General features: G+C 68.1%; 22 protein-coding genes. 8 read left to right on the forward strand and 14 right to left on the reverse strand.

The annotated features are described in order from the left end of the window. The first annotated feature begins 90 nt into the window (after positions 1-90). The 4 genes from EV675_RS20545 (at position 91) to EV675_RS20560 (ending at position 4,097) form a co-directional block, all read left to right on the forward strand. Positions 91-777: an MlaC/ttg2D family ABC transporter substrate-binding protein gene (locus EV675_RS20545; RefSeq protein WP_130359336.1), complete on the forward strand. Its 687-nt coding sequence runs from the start codon at positions 91-93 to the stop codon at positions 775-777. A gap of 87 nt (positions 778-864) precedes the next feature. Then, positions 865-1,506, forward strand: coding sequence for a guanylate kinase (gmk, locus tag EV675_RS20550; RefSeq protein ID WP_130359338.1), 642 nt, complete (start codon positions 865-867; stop codon positions 1,504-1,506). A 35-nt stretch (positions 1,507-1,541) separates the two neighbouring features. Next, a complete protein-coding gene (gene rpoZ / locus EV675_RS20555) occupies positions 1,542-1,745 on the forward strand; it encodes a DNA-directed RNA polymerase subunit omega (RefSeq protein ID WP_087839443.1) in 204 nt (67 codons plus the stop codon). A 93-nt stretch (positions 1,746-1,838) separates the two neighbouring features. Further along, complete coding sequence (locus EV675_RS20560; RefSeq protein ID WP_130359340.1) at positions 1,839-4,097, forward strand: RelA/SpoT family protein; 2,259 nt, start codon at positions 1,839-1,841, stop codon at positions 4,095-4,097. 8 nt (positions 4,098-4,105) lie between these two features. On the opposite strand, the gene greB is transcribed toward EV675_RS20560, so the two are convergent. The 3 genes from greB to EV675_RS20575 are packed head-to-tail and all read right to left on the reverse strand — an operon-like array spanning position 4,106 to position 6,335. Further along, positions 4,106-4,669: a transcription elongation factor GreB gene (greB, locus tag EV675_RS20565; RefSeq protein ID WP_130359342.1), complete on the reverse strand. Its 564-nt coding sequence runs from the start codon at positions 4,667-4,669 to the stop codon at positions 4,106-4,108. A 5-nt stretch (positions 4,670-4,674) separates the two neighbouring features. Further along, entirely contained in the window at positions 4,675-5,517 is an 843-nt protein-coding gene (locus EV675_RS20570) for a 3',5'-nucleoside bisphosphate phosphatase (protein WP_130359344.1), read from the reverse strand. A gap of 2 nt (positions 5,518-5,519) precedes the next feature. Then, positions 5,520-6,335 (reverse strand): alpha/beta fold hydrolase, encoded by an 816-nt coding sequence (locus EV675_RS20575; RefSeq protein WP_242621514.1) that lies wholly within the window; start codon positions 6,333-6,335, stop codon positions 5,520-5,522. A gap of 286 nt (positions 6,336-6,621) precedes the next feature. On the opposite strand from EV675_RS20575, the gene EV675_RS20580 reads away from it, so the two are divergent. Beyond that, positions 6,622-8,310, forward strand: a complete 1,689-nt coding sequence (locus EV675_RS20580) for an acetate--CoA ligase (protein ID WP_130359348.1) — start codon at positions 6,622-6,624, stop codon at positions 8,308-8,310. Here the strand turns inward: EV675_RS20580 and EV675_RS20585 are convergent. After that, positions 8,240-9,067, reverse strand: a complete 828-nt coding sequence (locus EV675_RS20585) for a ferritin-like domain-containing protein (protein ID WP_130359350.1) — start codon at positions 9,065-9,067, stop codon at positions 8,240-8,242. The two genes, EV675_RS20580 and EV675_RS20585, sit on opposite strands and share 71 nt — an antisense overlap. A 68-nt stretch (positions 9,068-9,135) precedes the next feature. Between EV675_RS20585 and hslO the strand changes: the two genes are divergently transcribed. Both hslO and EV675_RS20595 read left to right on the forward strand, forming a co-directional pair. After that, complete coding sequence (gene hslO / locus EV675_RS20590; RefSeq protein ID WP_130359352.1) at positions 9,136-10,068, forward strand: Hsp33 family molecular chaperone HslO; 933 nt, start codon at positions 9,136-9,138, stop codon at positions 10,066-10,068. A 135-nt stretch (positions 10,069-10,203) separates the two neighbouring features. Beyond that, positions 10,204-10,875, forward strand: coding sequence for a TadE family protein (locus EV675_RS20595; RefSeq protein ID WP_165404680.1), 672 nt, complete (start codon positions 10,204-10,206; stop codon positions 10,873-10,875). Positions 10,876-10,888: 13 nt separating this feature from the next. On the opposite strand, the gene ftsB is transcribed toward EV675_RS20595, so the two are convergent. The 7 genes from ftsB to EV675_RS20630 form a co-directional block, all read right to left on the reverse strand. Beyond that, positions 10,889-11,236 (reverse strand): cell division protein FtsB, encoded by a 348-nt coding sequence (gene ftsB / locus EV675_RS20600; protein WP_130359356.1) that lies wholly within the window; start codon positions 11,234-11,236, stop codon positions 10,889-10,891. A gap of 49 nt (positions 11,237-11,285) precedes the next feature. Further along, the gene (eno, locus tag EV675_RS20605; protein ID WP_130359358.1) at positions 11,286-12,569 is read right to left on the reverse strand and encodes a phosphopyruvate hydratase; all 1,284 of its coding nucleotides are present in this window, start codon (positions 12,567-12,569) and stop codon (positions 11,286-11,288) included. Between the two features lie 22 nt (positions 12,570-12,591). Then, complete coding sequence (gene kdsA, locus EV675_RS20610; protein ID WP_130359360.1) at positions 12,592-13,479, reverse strand: 3-deoxy-8-phosphooctulonate synthase; 888 nt, start codon at positions 13,477-13,479, stop codon at positions 12,592-12,594. 16 nt (positions 13,480-13,495) lie between these two features. Next, a complete protein-coding gene (locus tag EV675_RS20615) occupies positions 13,496-15,154 on the reverse strand; it encodes a CTP synthase (RefSeq protein ID WP_130359362.1) in 1,659 nt (552 codons plus the stop codon). A 201-nt stretch (positions 15,155-15,355) separates the two neighbouring features. Next, complete coding sequence (locus tag EV675_RS20620) at positions 15,356-15,976, reverse strand: hypothetical protein (RefSeq protein ID WP_130359364.1); 621 nt, start codon at positions 15,974-15,976, stop codon at positions 15,356-15,358. Positions 15,977-16,013: 37 nt separating this feature from the next. Continuing rightward, positions 16,014-16,676: a 3-oxoacid CoA-transferase subunit B gene (locus EV675_RS20625; protein WP_130359366.1), complete on the reverse strand. Its 663-nt coding sequence runs from the start codon at positions 16,674-16,676 to the stop codon at positions 16,014-16,016. Between the two features lie 113 nt (positions 16,677-16,789). Beyond that, positions 16,790-17,482 carry a CoA transferase subunit A gene (locus EV675_RS20630; protein WP_124689058.1) on the reverse strand — a complete coding sequence of 231 codons (693 nt, stop codon included), beginning with the start codon at positions 17,480-17,482 and terminating at the stop codon, positions 16,790-16,792. Between the two features lie 159 nt (positions 17,483-17,641). Between EV675_RS20630 and EV675_RS20635 the strand changes: the two genes are divergently transcribed. After that, entirely contained in the window at positions 17,642-19,270 is a 1,629-nt protein-coding gene (locus EV675_RS20635) for an electron transfer flavoprotein-ubiquinone oxidoreductase (protein ID WP_130360241.1), read from the forward strand. Between the two features lie 11 nt (positions 19,271-19,281). Here the strand turns inward: EV675_RS20635 and EV675_RS20640 are convergent, their stop codons facing one another. The 3 genes from EV675_RS20640 to EV675_RS20650 are packed head-to-tail and all read right to left on the reverse strand — an operon-like array spanning position 19,282 to position 22,116. Next, the gene (locus EV675_RS20640; protein WP_207222006.1) at positions 19,282-20,103 is read right to left on the reverse strand and encodes a heme ABC transporter ATP-binding protein; all 822 of its coding nucleotides are present in this window, start codon (positions 20,101-20,103) and stop codon (positions 19,282-19,284) included. Beyond that, positions 20,100-21,209, reverse strand: a complete 1,110-nt coding sequence (locus EV675_RS20645; protein ID WP_242621515.1) for a FecCD family ABC transporter permease — start codon at positions 21,207-21,209, stop codon at positions 20,100-20,102. The genes EV675_RS20640 and EV675_RS20645 overlap by 4 nt, the downstream gene beginning before the upstream one ends. Positions 21,210-21,219: 10 nt before the next feature. After that, positions 21,220-22,116: a heme/hemin ABC transporter substrate-binding protein gene (locus tag EV675_RS20650; RefSeq protein WP_242621516.1), complete on the reverse strand. Its 897-nt coding sequence runs from the start codon at positions 22,114-22,116 to the stop codon at positions 21,220-21,222. Positions 22,117-22,120 lie beyond the last annotated feature (4 nt).

A 22,120-nucleotide genomic window follows, 5' to 3' on the forward strand; every position in this document is an offset into this window, starting at 1 on the left:
ATTCTGTTTCAGTCGTCCGGAACGCCGGACGTGATATACCCTCCAATACATACCGGCGGCCTCCGTTCGCCGTCCGTCCAGGGAGATCCCATGCTCGACTCGCGCCCCGCCCTTCACGCTCTCGCTCCGACCCGCCACCGCCTGGCCTGGCTCGCCTGCTGGGCGACCGCGCTGGCCCTTGCCTTCTTCGCCGCGGGCCAGGCTCGCGCGCAGGCGCCCGACCCGCAGGATCCGCCCAACGTGATCATCCAGAAGGCGGCCAACAACGTGCTGGACCGCATCCGCAAGGATCAGGAACTGAAATCCGGCTCGCCCGAGAAGATCAACCAGGCCATCGACGAACTCATCCTGCCCTATGTGGACTTCGAGAAGACCACCCGCCTGGCCGTGGGCCGCTACTGGCGCCAGGCCACGCCCGAGCAGCGCACCGCGCTCGTGAAGGAGTTCCGCAACATGCTGGTGCGCACCTACGGCGGCTCGGTCTCCACCATCACCCCACAGGCCCGCGTCGACATGCGCCCGTTCCGCGCCGAACCCGGCGCCACCGACGTCGTCGTGCGGACCACGGTCACCGACGGCCAGCGCGATCCCATCCCCGTCGACTACCGGCTGGAGAAAAGCGACCAGGGCTGGAAGATCTACGACCTGAACGTGCTGGGCGTCTGGTTCATCCAGAACTACCGCGACCAGTTCGCCTCGATCGGTTCGCAGGGCGGCGTGGACGCCATCATCAAGGCGCTGCAGACCAATAACCAGAAGATGAATACGGGTAGATAACCCCCCTACGCCGGTGCGGAGCGCCGTATTCTTGCGTCCCCCAAGGGCGGGGGGGATATAATATTTTTTTGTCTGCCGCTCTGATTCATGCCTCCACGCGCCGGTAACGTCTTCATGGTCGTCGCGCCCAGCGGCGCCGGCAAGTCCAGCCTGGTCAACGCCCTGCTCAAGGCCAGACCCGAAATCCGCTTGTCGATTTCCTGCACCACCCGCCCGCCCCGCCCGGGTGAAACCGACGGCAAGGAATACCACTTCGTCAATGCCGCCGCCTTCGAGAAGATGCAGCGCGACGACGATCTGCTGGAGTGGGCCGAGGTACATGGCAATTTCTACGGCACGCCGCGCAGTTGGATCGCGCGCCAGACCGAGGCCGGCAACGACGTCCTGCTGGAAATCGACTGGCAGGGAGCCCGCCAGGTACGCGCCAAATTCCCCGAAGCCATCGGCATCTTCATCCTTCCGCCGTCCATCGAGGCCCTGGAAACCCGGCTGCACGAACGCGGCCAGGACGAGCCCCACGTGATCGCACGGCGGCTGCTGGCGGCCGGGGGCGAGTTCGCGCATGCCCCCGAATTCGAATATGTTATTATTAATCAAGACTTTAGCGCAGCCTTGGCCGACATGACGACGATCGTTACCGCCGCCCGGCTGCGTTTTCGTTCTCAGGCAGCCCGGCATGCCAGCCTGTTTTCGCAACTGGGCATTCCGCAAGCTTCCGCACCGCTTTGACTCGCGTCCAGTACGCACAGCTTTCAGGGACCCTCATGGCACGTATCACCGTAGAAGACTGCTTGAAGCAAATTCCGAACCGGTTCAAACTGACCCTCGTGGCGACCTATCGCGCCCGGCAACTGGCCCAGGGCCATGCCCCCAAGCTCGATAGCAAGGACAAGCCGACCGTTACCGCGCTGCGCGAGGTCGCTTCCGGCGTGACCGGGGTGGAAATGCTGAAAAAGGTCCCCACCTGATTTCCAAGACCATGACGGTCTTGCCGCCGGCCTACAGGCCGGCGATGCCTGGAGCGATCCGGTCACCCCGGAGGCGCTCCTCCTGAGGCGACCATGGGATTTCCAGTTTCTTCCTCGCGTTCCGGAAGCCCTTCCGGGACACCGATAGCAGTTGCCGCCGCCGCCGGTTCCCAGGCGCTCGCCTCAGCCAGTCCGGCGCCGGCCCCCGCCGGCGTGTCGTTCGCCCCGCTGGCCGAAACCATTTCGCAGTATCTCAGCCCGGAAGACGTCCGCCGGGTGCGCGAAGCCTACCGTTTCTCCGACGAAGCGCACCTGGGCCAGTTCCGCGCCAGTGGCGAGCCGTACATCTCGCACCCCATCGCCGTCACCGAAATCTGCGCCGCCTGGAAACTGGATGCGGCGGCGCTGATGGCCGCCCTGCTCCACGACGTCATGGAAGACCAGGGCGTCACCAAACAGGAACTGATCGAGCGCTTCGGCACCGAGGTCGCCGAACTGGTCGACGGCCTGTCCAAGCTGGACCGGCTGGAGTTCGCCAGCAAGGCCGAGCAGCAGGCCGAGAGCTTCCGCAAGATGCTGCTGGCCATGGCGCGCGACGTGCGCGTCATCCTGATCAAGCTGGCCGACCGGCTGCACAACATGCGCACGCTGGGCGCCGTCAGCCACGAGAAGCGCCGCCGCGTGGCGCGTGAAACGCTCGAGATCTATTCGCCCATCGCCCACCGCCTTGGGCTGAACATCATCTACCGCGAACTGCAGGAACTCTGCTTCGAGGCGATGTATCACCACCGCTACATGGTGCTGCGCAAGGCGGTGCTGGCGGCGCGCGGCAACCGCCGCGAACTGGTGGGCAAGATCCAGGAAGCCGTGCGCGCCGCGCTGCCGGCCGCCGGCATCGAGGCCGAGGTCAACGGTCGCGAGAAGAACCTGTACGGCATCTACACCAAGATGCTGGAACAGAAGAAATCGTTCTCGGAAGTGCTGGACATCTACGGCTTCCGGATCGTGGTCAATTCTCAGCCCGAGTGCTACCTGGCGCTGGGCACGCTACACCAGCTTTTCCGGCCCGTGCCGGGCAAGTTCAAGGACTACATCGCCATTCCCAAGGTCAACGGCTACCAGTCCCTGCACACGACGCTGGTGGGCCCCTACGGCACCCCGGTGGAATTCCAGATCCGCACGCGCGACATGAACCAGGTGGCCGAAAGCGGCGTGGCGGCGCACTGGCTGTACAAGACCTCCGATGTCGACCTGAACGACCTGCAGAAGCGCACCCACCAGTGGCTGCAGTCGCTGCTCGACATCCAGCGCCAGACCGGGGACAGCAGCGAGTTCCTGGAACACGTGAAGGTGGACCTGTTCCCCGACGCGGTCTACGTCTTCACGCCCCGCGGCAAGATCATCTCGCTGCCGCGCGGCGCCACGCCCATCGATTTCGCCTACAGCATCCACACCGACGTCGGCAACCAGACGGTGGCCGCCAAGGTCAACAGCGAGTTCGTGCCGCTGCGCACCGAGCTCAAGAGCGGCGACGCGGTCGAGATCGTTACCGCCGAGCATTCGCGCCCCAATGCGCAGTGGCTGAACTTCGTGCGCACCGGCAAGGCGCGCTCGGAAATCCGCCACTACCTGCGCACGGTCAAATACGAGGAATCCGTCAGCTTCGGCGAACGCCTGCTGGGCCAGGCGCTCAAGTCCATGAACATGCCGATGCCCGACAGTTCGGACCCGATCTGGGACAAGCTGGCGCGCGGCAGCGGCGCGCGTTCGCGCGACGAGATCCTGGCCGACATCGGACTGGGCAAACGGCTCGCGGCGGTGGTGGCGCGGCGCTTCATGCCCGAGGGCGACCCCATCTCGACCACCGCCGAACAGGTGGAACGCTACACGGAACAGGGCACGACCAGCCCCATACGCATCCAGGGCAACGAAGGCCTGGCAGTGCAACTGGCGCCCTGCTGCACCCCCATACCCGGCGATGCCATCGTCGCCTACGTGCGCCTGGGCCACGGCCTGGTGGTCCACACCGAGGACTGCCCCAATGCCCGGCGCCAGCGCGCCCGCGAACCGGAACGCTGGCTGGACGTGGCCTGGGACGACCAGACCTCGCGCCACTTCACCGTCCGCATCGACGTGGTGCTGCGCCAGGAGCGCGGCGTGCTGGGCCGCGTGGCGGCCGAGATCTCGGCCTCCGACGCCAACATCACCCACGTTTCCATGCAGGACGAGGCCTCGTCCACCGTAGCGGTGCACTTCACGATCCAGGTCGAAAGCCGCCAGCACCTGGCCCAGGTCATCCGCCACCTGCGGCGCGTGCCCCAGGTCCAGCGCATCATCCGCGTCAAGGGTTGACCGGCCCGCTACCGCGGCGCCGGATCGGGATAGCTCACTTCCAGGATTTCCAGTTCGTCCACGCCCGACGGAGTGCGCAGCACGACCGTGTCGCCCTCGCGCGCCTTGATCAGGGCGCGCGCCACGGGCGAGATCCAGCTGATCCGCCCTTGCAGCGGCTCGGCCTCGTCCACGCCCACGATGGTGACCGTGTGTTCCTCGCCGGCGCGGTCCATGTAGGTGACCGTGGCGCCGAAGAACACCTGGTCGCGGTTGGGCTGGGCGGAGGTGTCCACCACTTCGGCGATGTCCAGGCGGCGGGTCAGGAAGCGCATGCGGCGGTCGATCTCGCGCAGGCGCTTCTTGCCGTACAGGTAGTCGCCGTTCTCGGAGCGGTCGCCATTGGAGGCCGCCCACGACACGATCTGGACCACCGACGGCCGCTCCACGTTCATCAAATGGACCAGTTCGCCGCGCAGGCGCGCATAGCCGTCGGGCGTCATGTAATTGCGCACGCCGGCCGGCAGGGCCAGGTGCTCGGGCAGGTCGTCGTCGTCCTGGCCCTCGGATTCTTTGACAAAAGCCTTGTTCATGAAGCTCAAAACCAGTCGTGCCAGATCGGCGTCAGGTACGCCGGCAGCGAAGGCAAACAACCCAGGTCGACCCGGCTTTCCTCGGGACCGTGGAAATCCGAGCCGCGCGAGGCCAGGAAGCCATAGCGCGTGGCGACCTCGGCGTATTCGCGGTATTGGTCGGGCGTATGGCTGCCCGTGACGACCTCGATGCCGCGTCCGCCCAGTTGCAGGAATTCGTCGTACAGCGCATGGAACTGCAGCGGCGTGTAAGGATAGCGGCCCGGATGGGCGATGGCGGCCACGCCGCCTGCGCCCCGTATCCATCCCACGGCATCGGACAGTGTTGCCCAGCGCATGGGCACGTAGCCGGGCTTGCCCTCCACCAGATAGTTCTGGAAGACCTCGCCCACATCCTTGCACACGCCGCGCTCGACCAGGAAACGCGCGAAGTGCGTCCGGCTGATCAGTTGCGGATTGCCGACGTGGACCAGCGCCCCGTCGAACGCGTCCGGAATACCGACCGCCGCCAATTGCGCCGCCATTTCGCGGGCGCGGCGTTCGCGGCCGGAACGGGTATCGCGCAGCCCCTCGATCAGCGCCGCGTCGTCGGGATCGACGCGCAGGCCCACGATGTGGACCGTTTCTCCTGCCCAGGTAACGGAAATTTCCACCCCCGGGACGAAACGCATGCCCAGTTCCCGCGAGGCCGCCGCGGCCTCGTGCAGGCCGCCTACCTCATCGTGGTCGGTCAGCGCCAGCACGTCGACGCCGTTGCGGCGCGCGCGCGCCGCCAGTTCGGCCGGCGGCAGCATGCCGTCCGACACCTGGGAGTGGCAGTGCAGATCGACGTTCAGGACGGGTTCCATGGTCACATTGTAGGACGGCCACCCGGCGTCGTCGCCGCCCGCGCCAGGAAATCTGCTACGAGTTGCGCCACCTCGGCCGGACGATCCTGATGCAGCATGTGGCCGGCATCGTCCACCATCGCCCGTTGCAGGCAAGCAACGCAGCTCAGCCGGTCCTCGTAGCCCGGCTCGGCCAGCGCCCGGGTCCGGACGGCGCTGTCGGCGGCCTCCACCCACAGCACCGGCGCCGTGATCTCGCGCCAGCAGGCCAGCACCTCTTCCAGCCGGTACAGGACACGATTGACGATCTTGTGGACGGGATCGGCGCGCAGCCGCCATCGGTCCCCTTCGGGGCAGCCGTTCTCGCGGGCCAGGAAGAGCGCCTTCGCCGCATCCAGCCTGGGATTGTCCCGCATCAGGCGCTGCGCATAGGCGTCGGGGCTGTCGTAGTCGCCCAGCCGCGCGCCGGCCACGATCTGGTCCATCCATAGCCGCAGCCGGCCCGGTGCCGCGTCGGCCGGCTGTGGCGGCAGGCCCAGACCTTCCAGGTTGACCACCGCCGCCACCCGTTCGGGACGAACGCCCGCGTACAGCATGGCCATGTTGCCACCCATGCTGTGCCCCAACAGCAGGACGGGGGAAGAAGGCGACAGATGGCGGCAGAAAGCGTCTAGATCGCCCAGATACTCGCCGACTTCATAGCAATCGCCGCCGCCCCATTGCGTGCGGCCGAAGCCACGCCAGTCCGGCGCCACGACATGGAAGCCGCCCGCCAGCCGGTCGGCCAGGAACTGGAACGATGCCGACGAATCCATCCAGCCGTGAAGCGCCAGCAACACCGGCGCACCGTTGTCGCCCCAATGACGAAAATGGTGACGCAAACCCCGAACATCCAGATACTCCGATCGCGAGGCTACAAGGGGCTCGTATATGCTCATTTATCGACAATTAGGGAAAATTGAAGGAAAACCCGCGCAAAAACGGGGCCGGCGGAGCACTTTGCCCACGCGCCGCGAGCACCAAAGCCATTGCGGTTATCGGTCAGGTCAGTAATGATTGCCATATAACGCAGCAAACCCCGTCCGCCGACCTGGCCGGACCAGATCCTGAATCCAGCGGAGGGTTATGGAAGACCAGTACCAGGCACTCTACACCACGTTCCGTTGGTGGGTCCCGCAACGCCTGAACATCGCCGATGTCTGCTGCCGCCGCTGGACCATCACCAGCGCCGATGCCCGCCGCATCGCGATCTACGCCGAAGATGCCGAAGGGCGGCGCGAAGTCTGGACCTATGGCCGCCTGCACGAATACGCCAACCGCTTCTCCAATGGCCTGCGCCGCATGGGCGTGCAGCGCGGCGACCGCGTCGCCATCGCCCTGCCCCAGCGTCCCGAAGCCATCGTCGCCCATATCGCCGTCTACCAGCTGGGCGCCATCACCGTCCCGCTGTCGGTCGCGCTGAACGCCCAGACCTACGAGCAGCGGCTGCGCGACAGCGAAGCCCGGATCGCCATCGTCGACGGCGCCGCGGCGGCGGCCCTGCTGCCCGCCACCGAGCACTGTCCCCTGCTGCGCCAGACGGTCGGCATCGACCTGGACGACGAGCGGGTCCTTTCCTGGCGCACGCTGCTCGCCCGCCAGGAAAGTGCCTTCGACATGCACCCCACCTCGGCCTCGGACCCCGCGCTGCTGCTCTATACGGCCGGCGCGGGCAGCGTGCCCAAGGGCGTGGTCCTGCCCCATGCCACCCTGATCGGCAACCTGCCCGGCTTCGTGGCCGCCCAGAACTGGTTTCCCCAGCCCGCCGACGTCCTGTGGACGGCCTCCGAATGGGGCAGCCCCCACGGCCTGTTCGGCGCGGTCCTGCCGGGCCTGTATTTCGGCCAACCGGTGGTCGGCATGCGCCAGCCGCCCGGCCCCGAGGCCACGTTCGCCCTGCTGGAACGCTACCGCGTCACCAACGTCGCGCTGACGACCCGCGACCTGCGCCGGCTGCTCAAGGCCGTGCCGCGGCCGGCCGAACGCCACAGGCTGGCCCTGCGCGCCATCACCGCCACCGATACCTCGCTGGGCGCGGCGCTGTTCGAGCAATGCAAGGCCGCCCTGGGGGTCGAGCCCAACGAGACCTTCAGCCAGGTCGAGATCGGCACCGTCATCGGCCAGAGCAGCCAGAAATGGCCCGCCCGCGCGGGCAGCCTGGGCAAGCCCTACCCCGGCCACCAGATCGCCATCGTCGATGCGCTGGGCCGGCCGGTCGCCACCGGCGAACATGGCGAGATCGCCGTCAATCGCTACGACATCCACGGCCATCCCGACCCCTCCTTCTTCGCCGGCTACTGGCGTGGCGAGGAAACCGGGCGTCCGGTCAGCGGCACCTGGCATCGCACGGGCGATCTCGCGCGGCAGGATGCCGACGGCTACCTCTGGTACGTGGGGCGCCTGGACGAAATGTTCCAGCTCGGCAGCCGCCTGGTGGCGCCCGGACCGATCGAGGACTGCCTGACCCAGCACCCCGAGGTGGCCGAGGCGGTGGTCGTGCCGACGCCGGACGGCAGCGGCATCAAGGCCTACGTCGTCGCCCTGGCCGTGCCGGAACAGGACAAGGCCGGCCGCGAGGCGGCCCTGCGGGAAGCCCTGCTGTCGCACGCCTGCGCGCAGCTCGGCCAGGACGGCGCGCCCAAGGAGATCGAATTCGTCGAGGCCCTGCCGCTGACGCCGTCGGGCAAGATCCGGCGCCAGGCGCTCAGGCAGATCGAGGACGATCGCGGCCGGAAATGGCCGACTGCTCCAGCAGGCGCAGCTCCGCTTCCGTGAAGCCCGCCGCCCGGCGGGCGGGGAAATTGAACGGACCGAACTGGCCCGGCGCGTCGTAGCGCCGGGCCAGCACCGCATAATGGTCCACGGGGTCGACGCCCTCGCGCTCGCACAGATACCGGTACCAGCGATTGCCGATGGCCACGTGGCCGATCTCGTCGCGCAGGATGATGTCCAGGATGCCGGCCGCCGCCGCGTCCCCCGCTCCGGCCAGCTTGGCCCGTATCGCCGGACTCACGTCCAGGCCCCGAGCCTCCAGCGTGCGCGGCACCAGCGCCATCCGGGCCAGTGGATCGAACCGGGTCCGCTCGGCCATCTGCCACAGCCCGTCGTGGGCGGGGAAATCGCCGTAGGCATGGCCCAGGGCGCGCAGGTGCTCGGCCAGCAGGGAGAAATGCAGGGCTTCCTCGCCGGCGACCTTGAGCCAGTCCAGGTAGTAGTCCCGGGGCATGCCGGCGAAACGCCAGACCGCGTCCAGCGCCAGGTTGATCGCGTTGAACTCGATGTGGGCCAGCGCGTGCAGCAGCGCCGCCCGCGCCTCGACCGAGGCCACGCCCCGCCCCGGCACGTCGCGCGGCGCCACCAGCGGCGGCCGGGCCGGACGGCCTGGCACCCCCGCGGGCTCTTGCAAGACGCGGCCGGCGTCCACATATACAGACGTGGCCGCCAACGCGCGGGTACGGGCGGCCTTTCCGGCCGGATCGTCCAGGACCAGCAGCGCGCAGGCGGCCTGCCGCAGTTCCAATTCAGCAGTCATGGGGTGCATTGTAAAATGCCCGGTTAGGCCGATCGTCGCAGCCGCCCATTTTTTCCGAGGAAGCCTTCTTGTCCGACCAACTCAAGAAATACCTGTTCGAGGACCAGACGGTCCGGGCCGAAGTCGTGTCCATCCGCGATACCTGGAGGGAAATCCAGGCTCGGCACGACTACCCGCCCGCCGTCCAGAAGCTGCTCGGCGAGCTCGTCGCGGCCAGCGCGCTGCTGGCCGCCAACATCAAGTTCAACGGCACCGTGGTGCTGCAATTGCAGGGCGACGGCCCCATCGGCCTGGTCGTCGTCGAATGCCACGCCGACCTGGGCATGCGGGCGACGGTCAAGCTGCGCGAAGGCCATGCCGTGCCCGACGACGGCACCTTCCAGAGCCTGCTCAACCCCAACGGCGGCGGCCGCTTCTCGGTGGTGCTCGATCCGCAGGATCGCCTGCCCGGCCAGCAGCCCTACCAGGGCATCGTCGCCCTGCAGGGCGAATCGGTGGCCCAGGCGCTGGAACACTACATGCTGGCCTCCGAACAGTTGCAGACGCGCATATGGCTGGCGGCCGACACCGGCTGCGCGGCCGGCGTGCTGCTGCAACAACTGCCCCGCCAGGGCGGCAAGGCGACGACCGAGCCCTCGCCGGCCTCTGTCGCCGACGATACCTGGGAACGCGCCCAGATCCTGGCCGAGACGATCAAGTCCGAGGAACTGCTCACGCTGACGCCCGACGCGCTGGTCCGGCGCCTGTACTGGCAGGAAACCCTGCGGACCTTCGAGCCGGCCGCCGTGTCGTACCGCTGCACCTGCTCGCGCGAAAAGGTGGCCGACGTGCTGCTGCGCCTGGGCAAGGAGGAAATCGACGACATCCTGGCCGAACAGGGGCGCGTCCAGATCAACTGCGATTACTGCGTGAAGAGCTTCGAGTTCGATCCGGTCGATTGCGCCGAGCTGTTCGCGAACGCATCGGCCAAGGTGCGCCACCAGAGCGAAGCGCGGCATTAGGAAACGGGCAGGCCGTCCCATTGGCGGCCGTGGTTCCCACAATCGACGCTGCAGCCATGCACGGGCATGCTGAAGGGCTCTTCCAGCCACTCTCCTGCGTCCATGCGCTCCCCTCCCCGCCAACGCGGCGCCGCCATGGCCGAATTCACGGTCGTCGCCATTCCCTTGCTGTTGTTGGGCCTGGGCACCTTCGAAACGGGCCGCTGGCTGCTGATGCGCCAGGCCGTCGGCTACGCCCTGTTCGAGGCTGCCCGCGCGGCCACGGCCGCGCATGCCGATCCGGCGGCTGCCGCCCAAGCCTTCGAACGCGCGCTGTCCCCCGCCCTGGGCGTGCGCGCCATGCAAGACCCCGACGACCAGTTGTCCGCGGTACGGGCTCGCCTAGCGGGCTGGACCCGCACCCACGGCCTGCGCAGGGCGCGGATCGAACAACTCAGCCCGACTCCCGCCAGCTTCCAGGACTTCCCCGCCGGCCGCGCCGCGGAACCACGGGAACTCGACTACGACTACCAGCGCCCGCGCCACGACACGGTCTACCTTTCCCGCTACCGCGACGGTATCGGCCCGCGCTCGGGCCAGACGCTGTTCGACGCCAATACGCTGGTGCTCCGGCTGACCTATCTGCACGCTCCGTATCTGCCGGGCATGCGGACCCTGCTGCGATCCCTGGCCAGCGCGTCGGAAACCGATGATTACGTGAAACAGGCCCGCGCGGCGGGCCTGCTGGTGATACGCCGCGAGATCGCCATGCCGATGCAGTCGGCGGCGCGCGAGCATGGCAGGAACCGGGACATCCTGGCGCCCTAGTTGCGGCCCGGCGTCAACGCCGGCTGGGTGCGGAAGCCGCCGGCCGGGCAGCCGGCGAGACCGCGCTGGCGGGCACCGTGCCGGCCGGCGGGGTATCGACGATCTGCACGAAGGCCTCGTTCTGGCGCAGCATGCCGAGTTCGTAGCGGGCCCGCTCCTCGATGGCGTCGGTCCCGCTCTTCAAGTCGCGCACTTCGGCATCCAGCGCGACGTTGCGCGTGCGCAGCTCGTCGTTGGTATGCCGCTGGGCGTCAAGCTGGCGCTCGAGTTCCCAGGTGCGCAGCCAACCGCCCTTGCCCAGCCAGAGCGGATACTGGATCATCACCAGCAGCAAGGCGATTATCAGCGTGAGCAGGCGCATGGAGGCTCTTCCCTAGGCCGCGCCGCCGGAGCGGGCGCGGCCGCGCGCATCAGCGCAGGTTGTAGAAAGCCTCGCGGCCGGGGTAGTGGGCGACGTCGCCCAGGTCTTCCTCGATCCGCAGCAGCTGGTTGTACTTGGCCATGCGGTCCGAGCGCGACATCGAGCCCGTCTTGATCTGCAGCGCGTTGGTGGCGACGGCGATGTCGGCGATGGTCGTGTCCTCGGTCTCGCCCGAGCGGTGCGACACCACGGCCGTGTAGCCGGCGCGCTTGGCCATCTCGATCGCCGCGAAGGTTTCCGTCAGCGTGCCGATCTGGTTGATCTTGATCAGGATCGAGTTGGCGATGTTCTGCTCGATGCCGCGCTTCAGGATGCTGGTGTTGGTGACGAACAGGTCGTCGCCCACCAGCTGCACCTTCTTGCCCAGTTGCTCGGTCAGGTATTTCCAGCCGTCCCAATCGTTCTCGGCCATGCCGTCCTCGATCGAGATGATCGGGTACTTGTCGCACCAGGCGGCCAGCATGTGGGTCAGTTCCTGGGCGCTCAGGGTCACGCCCTCGCCTTCCAGGCGGTACTTGCCGTCGCGGAAGAACTCCGAGCTGGCGCAGTCCAGGCCCAGCGCGATCTGGCTGCCGGGCTCGTAGCCGGCCTTCTCGATGGCCTGCAGCACGAGCTGGATGGCCGCCTCGTGGTTCTCGACGTTGGGGGCGAAGCCACCCTCGTCGCCCACGGCGGTGGACATGCCCTTGTCATGGATGAGTTTCTTCAGCGCGTGGAACACCTCGGCGCCCATCCGCAGCGATTCGCGGAAGCTGCTGGCGCCCACCGGCAGGATCATGAATTCCTGCATGTCGAGGTTGTTGTTGGCGTGCGCGCCGCCGTTGATGACGTTCATCATCGGAACGGGCATGCTCATCGCGCCGCTGCCGCCGAAATAGCGGTACAGGGGCAGGCTGCATTCCTCGGCGGCGGCCTTGGCCACGGCCATGCTGACGGCCAGCATGGCGTTGGCGCCCAGGCGCTCCTTGTTCTCGGTGCCGTCCAGCTCGATCAGCGTGCGGTCCAGGAAGGCCTGTTCCTGCGCATCCAGGCCCATCAGCGCTTCGGCGATCTCGGTGTTGACGTTCTCGACGGCCTTGAGCACGCCCTTGCCCAGGTAGCGCGACTTGTCGCCGTCGCGCAGCTCGATGGCTTCGCGCGCGCCGGTGGACGCGCCCGAGGGCACGGCGGCGCGGCCCATCGCGCCCGATTCCAGCAGCACGTCGCATTCCACGGTGGGATTGCCGCGGGAATCGATGATCTCGCGCCCGATGATGTCTACGATTGCGCTCATAGGAGTCCAGTCTCTAGAAAAGTTATTGGAAATCGTTTTCGAGGAACCCGTGACGCTTGGTCACGCGGTCGAGTTCTATCAGCGAGGCCAGCAGGCCGCCCATGCGCGCCAGCGGCACGGCGTTGGGCCCGTCGGACTTGGCATGGGCCGGGTCCGGGTGCGTTTCCATGAACAGGCCCGACACGCCCACGGCCACCGCCGCCCGCGCCAGCACCGGCACGAACTCGCGCTGCCCGCCGGAAGTCGTGCCCTGCCCGCCCGGCAGCTGGACCGAGTGCGTGGCGTCGAACACGACGGGGCAATCCGTCTCGCGCATGATAGCGAGCGAGCGCATGTCCGACACGAGATTGTTGTAGCCAAACGATGCACCGCGCTCGCACACCAGGATGTTGCCGCCGTCGCCGCCGGCCTCGATCGCGGCCTCGCGGGCCTTGGCCACGACGTTGACCATGTCGTGCGGTGCCAGGAACTGGCCCTTCTTGATGTTGACGGGCTTGAGCGTGGCCGCGCAGGCGCGGATGAAATCGGTCTGGCGGCACAGGAAGGCCGGCGTCTGCAGCATGTCCACCACGTCGGCCACGGGACGGGCCTGCTCGGTTTCATGCACGTCTGTCAGCACCGGCACGCCGACCTGCGCCTTCACCTCGGACAGCACCTTCAGCCCGAAATCCATGCCCATGCCGCGGAACGACTTGCTCGAACTACGGTTGGCCTTGTCGAACGAACTCTTGTAGATGAACGGAATGCCGAGCTTGCCGGTCAATTCCTTCAGGACGCCGGCGGTGTCGATCGCCATCTGCTGCGATTCGATCACGCAGGGTCCGGCGATCAGGAAGAACGGCCTGGCAAGGCCGATCTCGAAGCCGCAGATCGAATAGCTGCGGGTCGAAGCGTGCGGATCTTGGCTCATGGTGACCTCCAGGCGCTCAGCCCTGCTCCGCCGTCACGCGCTGGAGCTTGTGCTTGCGCGCCGCGCGGATATAAGCCGAGAACAACGGATGGCCGTCGCGCGGCGTGGACGTGAATTCGGGGTGGAACTGCACGCCCATGAACCACGGGTGGTTGGGCAATTCCATCATTTCCGGCAGGTTCTCGGTGGGCGTGCGCGCGCTGATGACCATGCCGGCCTCTTCCAGCTTGGGCACGTACACGTTGTTCACCTCGTAGCGATGGCGGTGGCGCTCGTTCACTTCGTCGCCGTAGATGTCGTGCGCCATCGTGCCCGCCTTGACCGGGCAGCGCTGCGCGCCCTTGCGCATGGTGCCGCCCAGGTCGGACGTGTTGGAGCGGCGCTCGACGCGGCCTTCGCGGTCCATCCATTCGGTGATCAGCGCGACCACGGGGTGCAGCGTGTCCGGGTCGAATTCCGTGCTGTTGGCGCCGGCCAGGCCAGCCACGTGGCGGGCGAATTCGATCACCGCAAGCTGCATGCCCAGACAGATGCCCAGGTAGGGTACGCCGTTCTCGCGGGCGTAGCGGATCGCCTGGATCTTGCCCTCGGTGCCCCGCTTGCCGAAGCCGCCGGGCACCAGGATCGCGTCGAACTTGCTCAGCTTGCCCACGCCTTCGCTCTCGATTTCTTCGGAGTCGATGTAGTCCACCACCACCTTGCAGCGGGTGTGGATGCCGGCGTGCACCAGCGCTTCGGTCAGCGACTTGTACGACTCGGTCAGGTCCACGTACTTGCCGACCATCGCGATGTGGACCTCGCCCTCGGGGTTTTCGCGGGCATGGACCAACTGATCCCACATGGACAGGTCGGCCGGCTGGGGCTGCAGCCCCAGCGTTTCGCAGACGAGCTCGTCCAGGCCCTGCTTGTGCAGCATGGCGGGGATCTTGTAGATGGAGTCGACGTCCCAGACCGAAATGACCGCATCCAGCGGCACGTTCGAGAACATCGAGATCTTGGCGCGCTCGTCGTCCGGGATCGGGCGGTCGGCACGGCACAGCAGCGCGTGCGGGTAGATGCCGATCTCGCGCAGTTTCTGCACCGAGTGCTGGGTGGGCTTGGTCTTGAGTTCGCCGGCCGAGGCAATGAAGGGCACCAGCGTCAGGTGCACGAAGGCCGCGCCGCCGCGCCCCAGGCGCAGGCTCATCTGACGCGCGGCTTCCAGGAAGGGCAGCGACTCGATGTCGCCCACCGTGCCGCCGATCTCGACGATGGCGACGTCGGTCTCGCCATCCCAGGCCGCCGACGCGCCGCGCGCGATGAAGTCCTGGATCTCGTTGGTGATGTGCGGGATGACCTGCACGGTCTTGCCCAGGTAGTCGCCCCGGCGTTCCTTGCGCAGCACCGATTCGTAGATCTGGCCGGTGGTGAAGTTGTTCACCTTGCGCATGCGCGCCGAGATGAAGCGCTCGTAGTGCCCCAGGTCCAGGTCGGTCTCGGCGCCGTCTTCCGTGACGAAGACCTCGCCGTGCTGGAACGGGCTCATCGTGCCGGGATCGACGTTGATGTAGGGATCGAGCTTGAGGAGGGTGACTTTGAGGCCGCGCGATTCGAGGATAGCGGCCAGAGACGCGGCGGCAATGCCTTTCCCCAGGGAAGACACCACGCCACCGGTAACGAATACGTACTTGGTCATTGCCAATGGCGCCCGGTTTTTGCCGAGCGCTTGCGGGAAATTGGAATTATAGCGGGAGTTGCGAAAGCCCGCGATCCGAGCGCGCGTAACCTTTGGCGACAAAAAGACATAGAGCCCCCCCCCTACGCCCTTCGGGCGCCCCCCAGGGGGCGATGCGGGTGGACCGGCGGAGCCGGATCCACCGCATCCTGGATCAACTGCCTAGTACAGGACTAGCGTATCTAGAGCGGGACGGTCGCCTTCGAGGGTGCCGGTCTGGGAGGTTTCGGCGAAGAATACCTGGCCGTCGTAGCGGCCAACGGCGTCGCGGGTGGCGCCGGTTTCGTAGTCCACGCGCGACTCTTCGGCGCGGCCGGTGCGGGCGAACAGGGTGAGCTGGCGCAGCGATTGCAGCCACCAGCGGCGCGCGGCGCGGTCGTAGGACAGGGTCAGTTCGGCCGAGGTGGAGATCTCTTCCGCCCTGGACAGGCTGCGGTCCGTGACGACGACGCGCTGCTGGCGTATGGCCAGCTCCAGGTTGCGGTCGGCCGGCAGGTCCACGCCGCAGGTGGCGCACGGCAGGACGAAGCCCCAGCCCGTGGCCTCGAAGCCCTGGGGGCCCCGCGTTCCCAACAGCAGCGCGCGGCGCCCGTCGGCGTTGCGATAGACCTGCGCGACACCCGGCGCGTCCTGGCCCAGGTCCCCCTGCACTTCCCGCTCGAGCGTGAACCCGTCGGGAACGAAGGCCTCGGGCCGCGATGCGACGGCCGGAATGGCCAGCGCCGCCGGGATGTAGGGCCCGCCGGCCTCGGCATGCGCGGTGGCGGCGAGGACTGCCAACACGACGGTCAGTGCGGCCCGCCGGGCCGCCCCGCCCCACTCAAACCGACGCGGCAACGGCGGAGGTATCCAGCTTGGCGGCGGTCTTCTCGACCACTTCCTGCGCCGTGACGCCGGGGGCCAGTTCGACCAGCTTGAGCCCCTGGGGCGTGACGTCCAGCACAGCCAGGTCGGTGATGATGCGGTTCACCACGCCCACGCCGGTCAGCGGCAGCGTGCACGCGGGCAGGATCTTCAGGTCGACCGTGCCGTCCTTCTTGCGGGCCACGTGCTCCATCAGGATCACCACCCGGCCGACACCGGCCACCAGGTCCATGGCGCCGCCCATGCCCTTGATCATCTTGCCCGGGATCATCCAGTTGGCCAGGTCGCCCTGCTCGGACACCTGCATCGCCCCCAGGATGGCCAGGTTGATCTTGCCGCCGCGGATCATGCCGAACGAATCGGACGACGAGAAAATGGACGAGCCCGGCAGCGTGGTCACCGTCTGCTTGCCGGCGTTGATCAGGTCGGGATCGACTTCGTCCTCGGTGGGGAACGGCCCGATGCCCAGCAGCCCGTTCTCGGACTGCAGCCAGACCTCCAGTCCCTCGGGCACGTGATTGGCCACCAGCGTCGGCAGCCCGATGCCCAGGTTCACGTAGAACCCATCCTGCAACTCACGCGCCGCCCGCGCGGCCATCTCATCGCGAGTCCATGCCATTTCATCTCTCCTTGCCTTGATATCCATCGACCCAGGGCGCCGTGGATCCGGCTCCGCCGGTCCACCAGCGCCGCCCCCTGGGGGGCGCCCGAAGGGCGTAGGGGGGGTCACCTTTACCGGACCGTCCGTTGTTCTATGCGCTTTTCCGGGGTCGCGTTCAGGACCAGGCGGTGCACATAGATACCGGGCAGGTGGATGTGATCCGGATCCAGCTCGCCGTTCTCGACGATGCGCTCGACCTCGGCCACCGTGACCTTGCCGGCCATCGCGGCGTTGGGATTGAAGTTGCGCGCGGTCTTGTTGAAGATCAGGTTGCCGCTCTTGTCGGCCACCAGGGCCTTGACCAGCGCCACGTCGGGCACCAGCGAACGTTCCATGACGTATTTCTTGCCGTCGAATTCGCGGATTTCCTTGCCCTCGGCCACCTGGGTACCCACGCCGGTGGCCGTGAAGAAGGCCGGGATGCCGGCGCCGCCGGCGCGCAGTTTTTCGGCCAGCGTGCCCTGGGGCGTGAATTCCACTTCCAGTTCGCCCGCCAGGTACTGGCGCTCGAACTCCTTGTTTTCGCCGACGTACGAGGAAATCATCTTGCGGATCTGCCGCGTTTCCAGCAACAGGCCGAGCCCCGCGCCGTCGATGCCCGCGTTGTTGCTGATGCAGGTCAGGTTCTTGACACCGGTATCGCGCAGCGCGGCGATCAGGGCTTCGGGTATGCCGCACAGGCCGAAACCGCCGACCGCCAGGGTCTGCCCGTCCCGCACGATGTCCGCTAGCGCCTCGCGGGCGCTGGCATAGACCTTGTTCATCGTCTTCCTCGCTAACGTGGTGGCCTACGGCCGTGATCGCTTGAAATACAATCGGGGATGATACTTCCAACTATCTTAGCTTAGCGGCGACACCGCCGGTTCCGCACCCCCACCCCACCCGGAGGAACCCTGTACATGCACGGCAACGAACGCGAGTCGATGGAATACGACGTGGTCATCGTCGGAGGCGGGCCGGCCGGCCTGGCGACCGCGATCCGCCTCAAGCAGCTTGCTGCCGAGAAAGGCCGCGAAATCGGAGTCTGCATACTGGAGAAAGGCAGCGAGATCGGCGCCCACGTGCTGTCCGGGGCGGTCATGGACCCGCGCGCGCTGACCGAGCTGATCCCCGACTGGAAGGCCAAGGGCGCGCCGCTGAACACCCCCGTCAGCGAAGACCGCTTCCTGTTCCTGTCCGAGACCGGCGCCCGCGCCACGCCCGGCTGGCTGCTGCCCGCCTGTTTCCACAACGAGGGCAACTACGTGGTCAGCCTGGGCAAGGTGGCCCGCTGGCTGGGCGAACAGGCCGAGGCCCTGGGCGTGGACCTCTTCCCCGGCTTCGCCGCCGCCGAGATCCTCTACAACGAGGACGGCTCGGTCAAGGGCGTGGCCACCGGCGACATGGGCGTGGGCCGCGACGGCCAGCCCACCGACCAGTACCAGCCGGGCATGGAACTGCACGCCCGCTACACGATCTTCGCCGAAGGCTCGCGCGGCCACCTGGGCCGCCAGTTGAACGAAAAACTCAAGCTGGATGCCGGCAAGGATCCGCAAAGCTACGGCATCGGCATCAAGGAACTCTGGGAGATCGACCCCGCCCAGCATCGGCCCGGACTGGTCATCCACACCGCCGGCTGGCCGCTGGACGCCGACACCTACGGCGGCTCGTTCCTGTACCACCTCGAAGACAACAAGGTCGCCATCGGCCTGATCGTGGGCCTGGACTACAGCAATCCGTGGCTCTCGCCCTTCGAGGAATTCCAGCGCTTCAAGACCCATCCTTCCATCCGGGGCTTCCTGGAAGGCGGCAAGCGCATCGCCTACGGCGCGCGCTCCATCACGGCCGGCGGCCTGCTGTCCCTGCCGCGCCTGGCCTTCCCCGGCGGCGCGCTGGTCGGCTGCGAGGCCGGCTTCCTGAACGCCTCGCGCATCAAGGGCAGCCACGCGGCCATCAAGAGCGGCATGCTGGCGGCCGAGGCCGCCTTCGAGGCCATCGAGGCGGGCCGCAGCCACGACGAACTGGCCAGCTACCCGGCCGCCTTCGAGGCATCCTGGCTGCACGAGGAACTGAACAAGTCGCGCAACTTCAAGCAGTGGTTCAAGAAGGGCCGCACCGTCGGTACGCTGATGACCGGCATCGAACAGTGGCTGCTGCGCGGCAACTTCCCCTGGACGCTGCACCGCGACAAGCCCGACCACGTCTACCTGAAGCCCGCCGCGGACTGCGCGCGCATCGACTACCCCAAGCCCGACGGCAAGCTGACCTTCGACCGCCTGGGTTCGGTGTTCATCTCGAACACCAACCACGAGGAAAACGAGCCCATCCACCTGACGCTCAAGGACCCCTCGGTTCCGGTCGACATCAACCTCGCCCGCTATGCCGGCCCGGAAAGCCGCTATTGCCCGGCCGGCGTCTACGAGTTCGTGAAAGACGACGCCGGCGCCGAACGGCTGCAGATCAATGCCCAGAACTGCGTCCACTGCAAGACCTGCGACATCAAGGATCCCACGCAGAACATCGTGTGGGTGACGCCGCAGGGGGGCGAAGGGCCGGTCTACAACGAGATGTGAGCGCGGCGGCCTCAGGCCGGGTCGTGCAGCGGCCGGGTCGCCACCAGGAAATCCGCGTCCGCCTGCCAATGCGCCGCGTCGACGGCAAAGCAGCGGCGCACGAAGTCGCGCGTCAGCACCGCGCGCGGCTCGCCCTCGGCCATCACCCGCCCTTCCCAAAGCGCCACGATGCGGTCGGCATACTGGGCCGCCAGGTTCATGTCGTGCATGGTCACGATCACCGCCGCGCCGGTGCGATGCGCGAAATCGCGGATCGCCGTGCAGACCGAGTGCTGGTGATGCGGATCCAGGCTGGCGCACGGTTCGTCCAGCAGCAATAGCCGGCCGGTGCCCGAGCCGCTTTCGCCGGGCCAGATCTGCGCCAGCACCCGGGCCAGGTGCACGCGGGCCTGCTCCCCGCCCGACAGCGCGGGCATGGACCGCTGGGCCAGGTGCGTGACTCCCGCCGTCTCCAGCGCCGCCCGGACGATACCGTCGAGCCGCCGGCGCGACTCGGTGCGCGCCAGGCACCCCAGGTGCACGACCTCTTCCACGGTGAACGGCAGGCTCAGTCCGGCCCGCTGGGGCAGCACCGCCCGCTGCCGGGCCAGTTCGCCGGCCGCCCACTGCCGCAACGGCCTGCCCTGGAACAGCACCTCGCCCGCGGCCGGGCCCAGATCGCCCGCCATGGTCGACAGCAGCGTGGACTTCCCTGCCCCATTCGGGCCGATCAGCATCACGACCTCGCCCTCGGCCACGGCGCAATCGATGCCGTCCAGCACCACCCGCGGATGCGGCTGGCCGGCCTGGCGGCGCGCGACCGTCAATGAACGCACTTCCAGCATGCTCGTCATCCTTCGAACATCCTGCCCTTGGCCCGCAGCAGCAAAAACAGGAAGAACGGCGCCCCGATCAGCGCGGTCAGCACGCCTATGGGCAGTTCGGCCGGCGCGATGATCAGACGGGCGGCCAGGTCGGCCCCCACCGTCAACGCGGCGCCCAGCAGGGCCGCGCCGGGCAGCACGACGCGCGCGTCCGGACCCGCCATCAGGCGGATGCAGTGCGGCGCCACCAGGCCCAGGAAGCCGATGATGCCGCAGAAGGCCACGGCCATGCCCACCGCCAGCGCGCTGAACACCACCGCCAGCGCCTTCAGGGTTTCCACCGCCACGCCCAGGTGGCGGGCCTCGGCCTCGCCCAGCGCCATCGCGTTGAGCCCGCTGCGCAGGCGCCACATGCCCGCCAGCGCCACGGCGCCGACCAGCGACACCACGCCCACGATGGGCCAGGTGGCGGGGGCCAGGCTGCCCAGGTTCCAGAAGGTCAGGTTGCGCAGTTGTTCGTCGGTCGCCATGTAGCTGGCCAGCCCGATCAGCGCCATGGCGATGGCGTTCATGGCGATCCCCGCCAGCAGCATGGCGGCCACGGATACGCCCAGCGAAGTGCGGCCGATGCGGTAGACCAGCAAGGTGGTCAGCACGCCGCCGGCGAAGGCGGCGACCGGCAACAGCGCCAGCCCCATCGCCTGGGCCAGCCCGGGCCACCACAGGTTGCCGAACACGATGGTCAGCGCCACCGCCAGCGCCGCGCCGCTGGACACCCCGATCAGGCCGGGGTCGGCCAGCGGGTTGCGGAACAAGCCTTGCAGGGTCGCGCCCGCCATGCCCAGCAGCGCGCCCACCGCCACGCCCAGCATCACGCGCGGCAGGCGTATGGTCCACAGCACCCCCATCTGCTGGGGCTCGAACCCGCCCTGCGACAAGCCCGCCTTGTGCAGCAGGATGGCCAGCACGTTGGAGGCCGAAATGGGATAGGCGCCGCGGCCGGCGGCCACCACCACCAGCACCGCCAGCAGCACGGCCAGGGCCGCGAACAGCCAGGCGGCCGGCATGCGTCCCGCCCGCACCCGGGCCCAGCCCGACGGCAGCGTGGCGGTCTCCACGCGGGAAACGGTCGTCACGGCGCCGCCCTCATGCCGCGAGCGCGCCGTACAGGTCTTCGACCGCCTGCGGCAGGCGCGGACCGAATCCCAGCAGCAGCACGATGTCGAACAGGACCGCACGCCGGTTCCTGCCGGCCGGCGTCATAGCCAGGCCCGGCGTGGCCAGCAACCGGGCCCGGGCGTCCGGTTCCTGCGTGCCGTCGAAGGTGCCGACGATGGCATCGGGCGCCGCGCTGGCCAGCGCCTCGGCCGACAAGGGCTTGTAGTTGGCGAAGTCGCCGCCGAACACATTGACCGCGCCGACCAGCTTGAGCATCGCGTCGGCGCCCGTGTCGCGGCCGGCCGCCATGGTATTGGCGCCATGGCGCATCAGGCAGGCCGCGCGCAGCGGCTGGCCGCCGGGCCCGCGCAGCGGCGCCGCCGCGATGCGCGCCTGCAAGGCCTGCCAGCGCGATGCCAGGCCGTCTGCCAGCGCCTTGCCCTCGGCCTGCCGGCCCAGCGCGGCCGCCACGGTGGCGATGCGCCCCAGCACGCCTTCGAAGGAGTAGTCGCCGTCGACGTGCACGACCTTGACCCCCGCCGATTCGATCTGCCGCAGCACCGCGGGCGGCCCCGCCTCCTGCCCCGCCAGCAGCACCTGCGGCCCCAGGGACAGCACGCCCTCGGCCGACAGCGTGCGCTGGTAGCCGACCTTGGGCAGCGCCAGGGCCTGGGGCGGATAGAGGCTGCTGGTATCGACCGCCAACAGTTGGGACTGGCCGCCCAGCGCGTAGACGATCTCGGTCACGCCGGCTCCCACCGACACCGCGCGCGTCCCCTGGGCCCGCGGCTGGGCGGCGCGCGCCAGCGGGGCCAGGGAGCCCAGCAGGAGGCCGGCCGGCAGCGCCGCCAGCAAGGCCCGGCGGCGCTCCGTCATTGTGGACATCGAC

It is taken from the genome of Pigmentiphaga kullae, from assembly GCF_004216695.1.
Classification (GTDB): Bacteria; Pseudomonadota; Gammaproteobacteria; order Burkholderiales; family Burkholderiaceae_B; genus Pigmentiphaga; species Pigmentiphaga kullae.

Coding starts and splice junctions, on each gene's coding strand:
- EV675_RS20545 (WP_130359336.1), top strand. CDS start 91: ATGCTCGACTCGCGCCCCGCCCTTCACGCTCTCGCTCCGACCCGCCAC.
- gmk (WP_130359338.1), top strand. CDS start 865: ATGCCTCCACGCGCCGGTAACGTCTTCATGGTCGTCGCGCCCAGCGGC.
- rpoZ (WP_087839443.1), top strand. CDS start 1,542: ATGGCACGTATCACCGTAGAAGACTGCTTGAAGCAAATTCCGAACCGG.
- EV675_RS20560 (WP_130359340.1), top strand. CDS start 1,839: ATGGGATTTCCAGTTTCTTCCTCGCGTTCCGGAAGCCCTTCCGGGACA.
- greB (WP_130359342.1), bottom strand. CDS start 4,669: ATGAACAAGGCTTTTGTCAAAGAATCCGAGGGCCAGGACGACGACGAC.
- EV675_RS20570 (WP_130359344.1), bottom strand. CDS start 5,517: ATGGAACCCGTCCTGAACGTCGATCTGCACTGCCACTCCCAGGTGTCG.
- EV675_RS20580 (WP_130359348.1), top strand. CDS start 6,622: ATGGAAGACCAGTACCAGGCACTCTACACCACGTTCCGTTGGTGGGTC.
- EV675_RS20585 (WP_130359350.1), bottom strand. CDS start 9,067: ATGACTGCTGAATTGGAACTGCGGCAGGCCGCCTGCGCGCTGCTGGTC.
- EV675_RS20595 (WP_165404680.1), top strand. CDS start 10,204: ATGGCCGAATTCACGGTCGTCGCCATTCCCTTGCTGTTGTTGGGCCTG.
- ftsB (WP_130359356.1), bottom strand. CDS start 11,236: ATGCGCCTGCTCACGCTGATAATCGCCTTGCTGCTGGTGATGATCCAG.
- eno (WP_130359358.1), bottom strand. CDS start 12,569: ATGAGCGCAATCGTAGACATCATCGGGCGCGAGATCATCGATTCCCGC.
- kdsA (WP_130359360.1), bottom strand. CDS start 13,479: ATGAGCCAAGATCCGCACGCTTCGACCCGCAGCTATTCGATCTGCGGC.
- EV675_RS20615 (WP_130359362.1), bottom strand. CDS start 15,154: ATGACCAAGTACGTATTCGTTACCGGTGGCGTGGTGTCTTCCCTGGGG.
- EV675_RS20625 (WP_130359366.1), bottom strand. CDS start 16,676: ATGGCATGGACTCGCGATGAGATGGCCGCGCGGGCGGCGCGTGAGTTG.
- EV675_RS20630 (WP_124689058.1), bottom strand. CDS start 17,482: ATGAACAAGGTCTATGCCAGCGCCCGCGAGGCGCTAGCGGACATCGTG.
- EV675_RS20635 (WP_130360241.1), top strand. CDS start 17,642: ATGGAATACGACGTGGTCATCGTCGGAGGCGGGCCGGCCGGCCTGGCG.
- EV675_RS20640 (WP_207222006.1), bottom strand. CDS start 20,103: ATGACGAGCATGCTGGAAGTGCGTTCATTGACGGTCGCGCGCCGCCAG.
- EV675_RS20650 (WP_242621516.1), bottom strand. CDS start 22,116: ATGTCCACAATGACGGAGCGCCGCCGGGCCTTGCTGGCGGCGCTGCCG.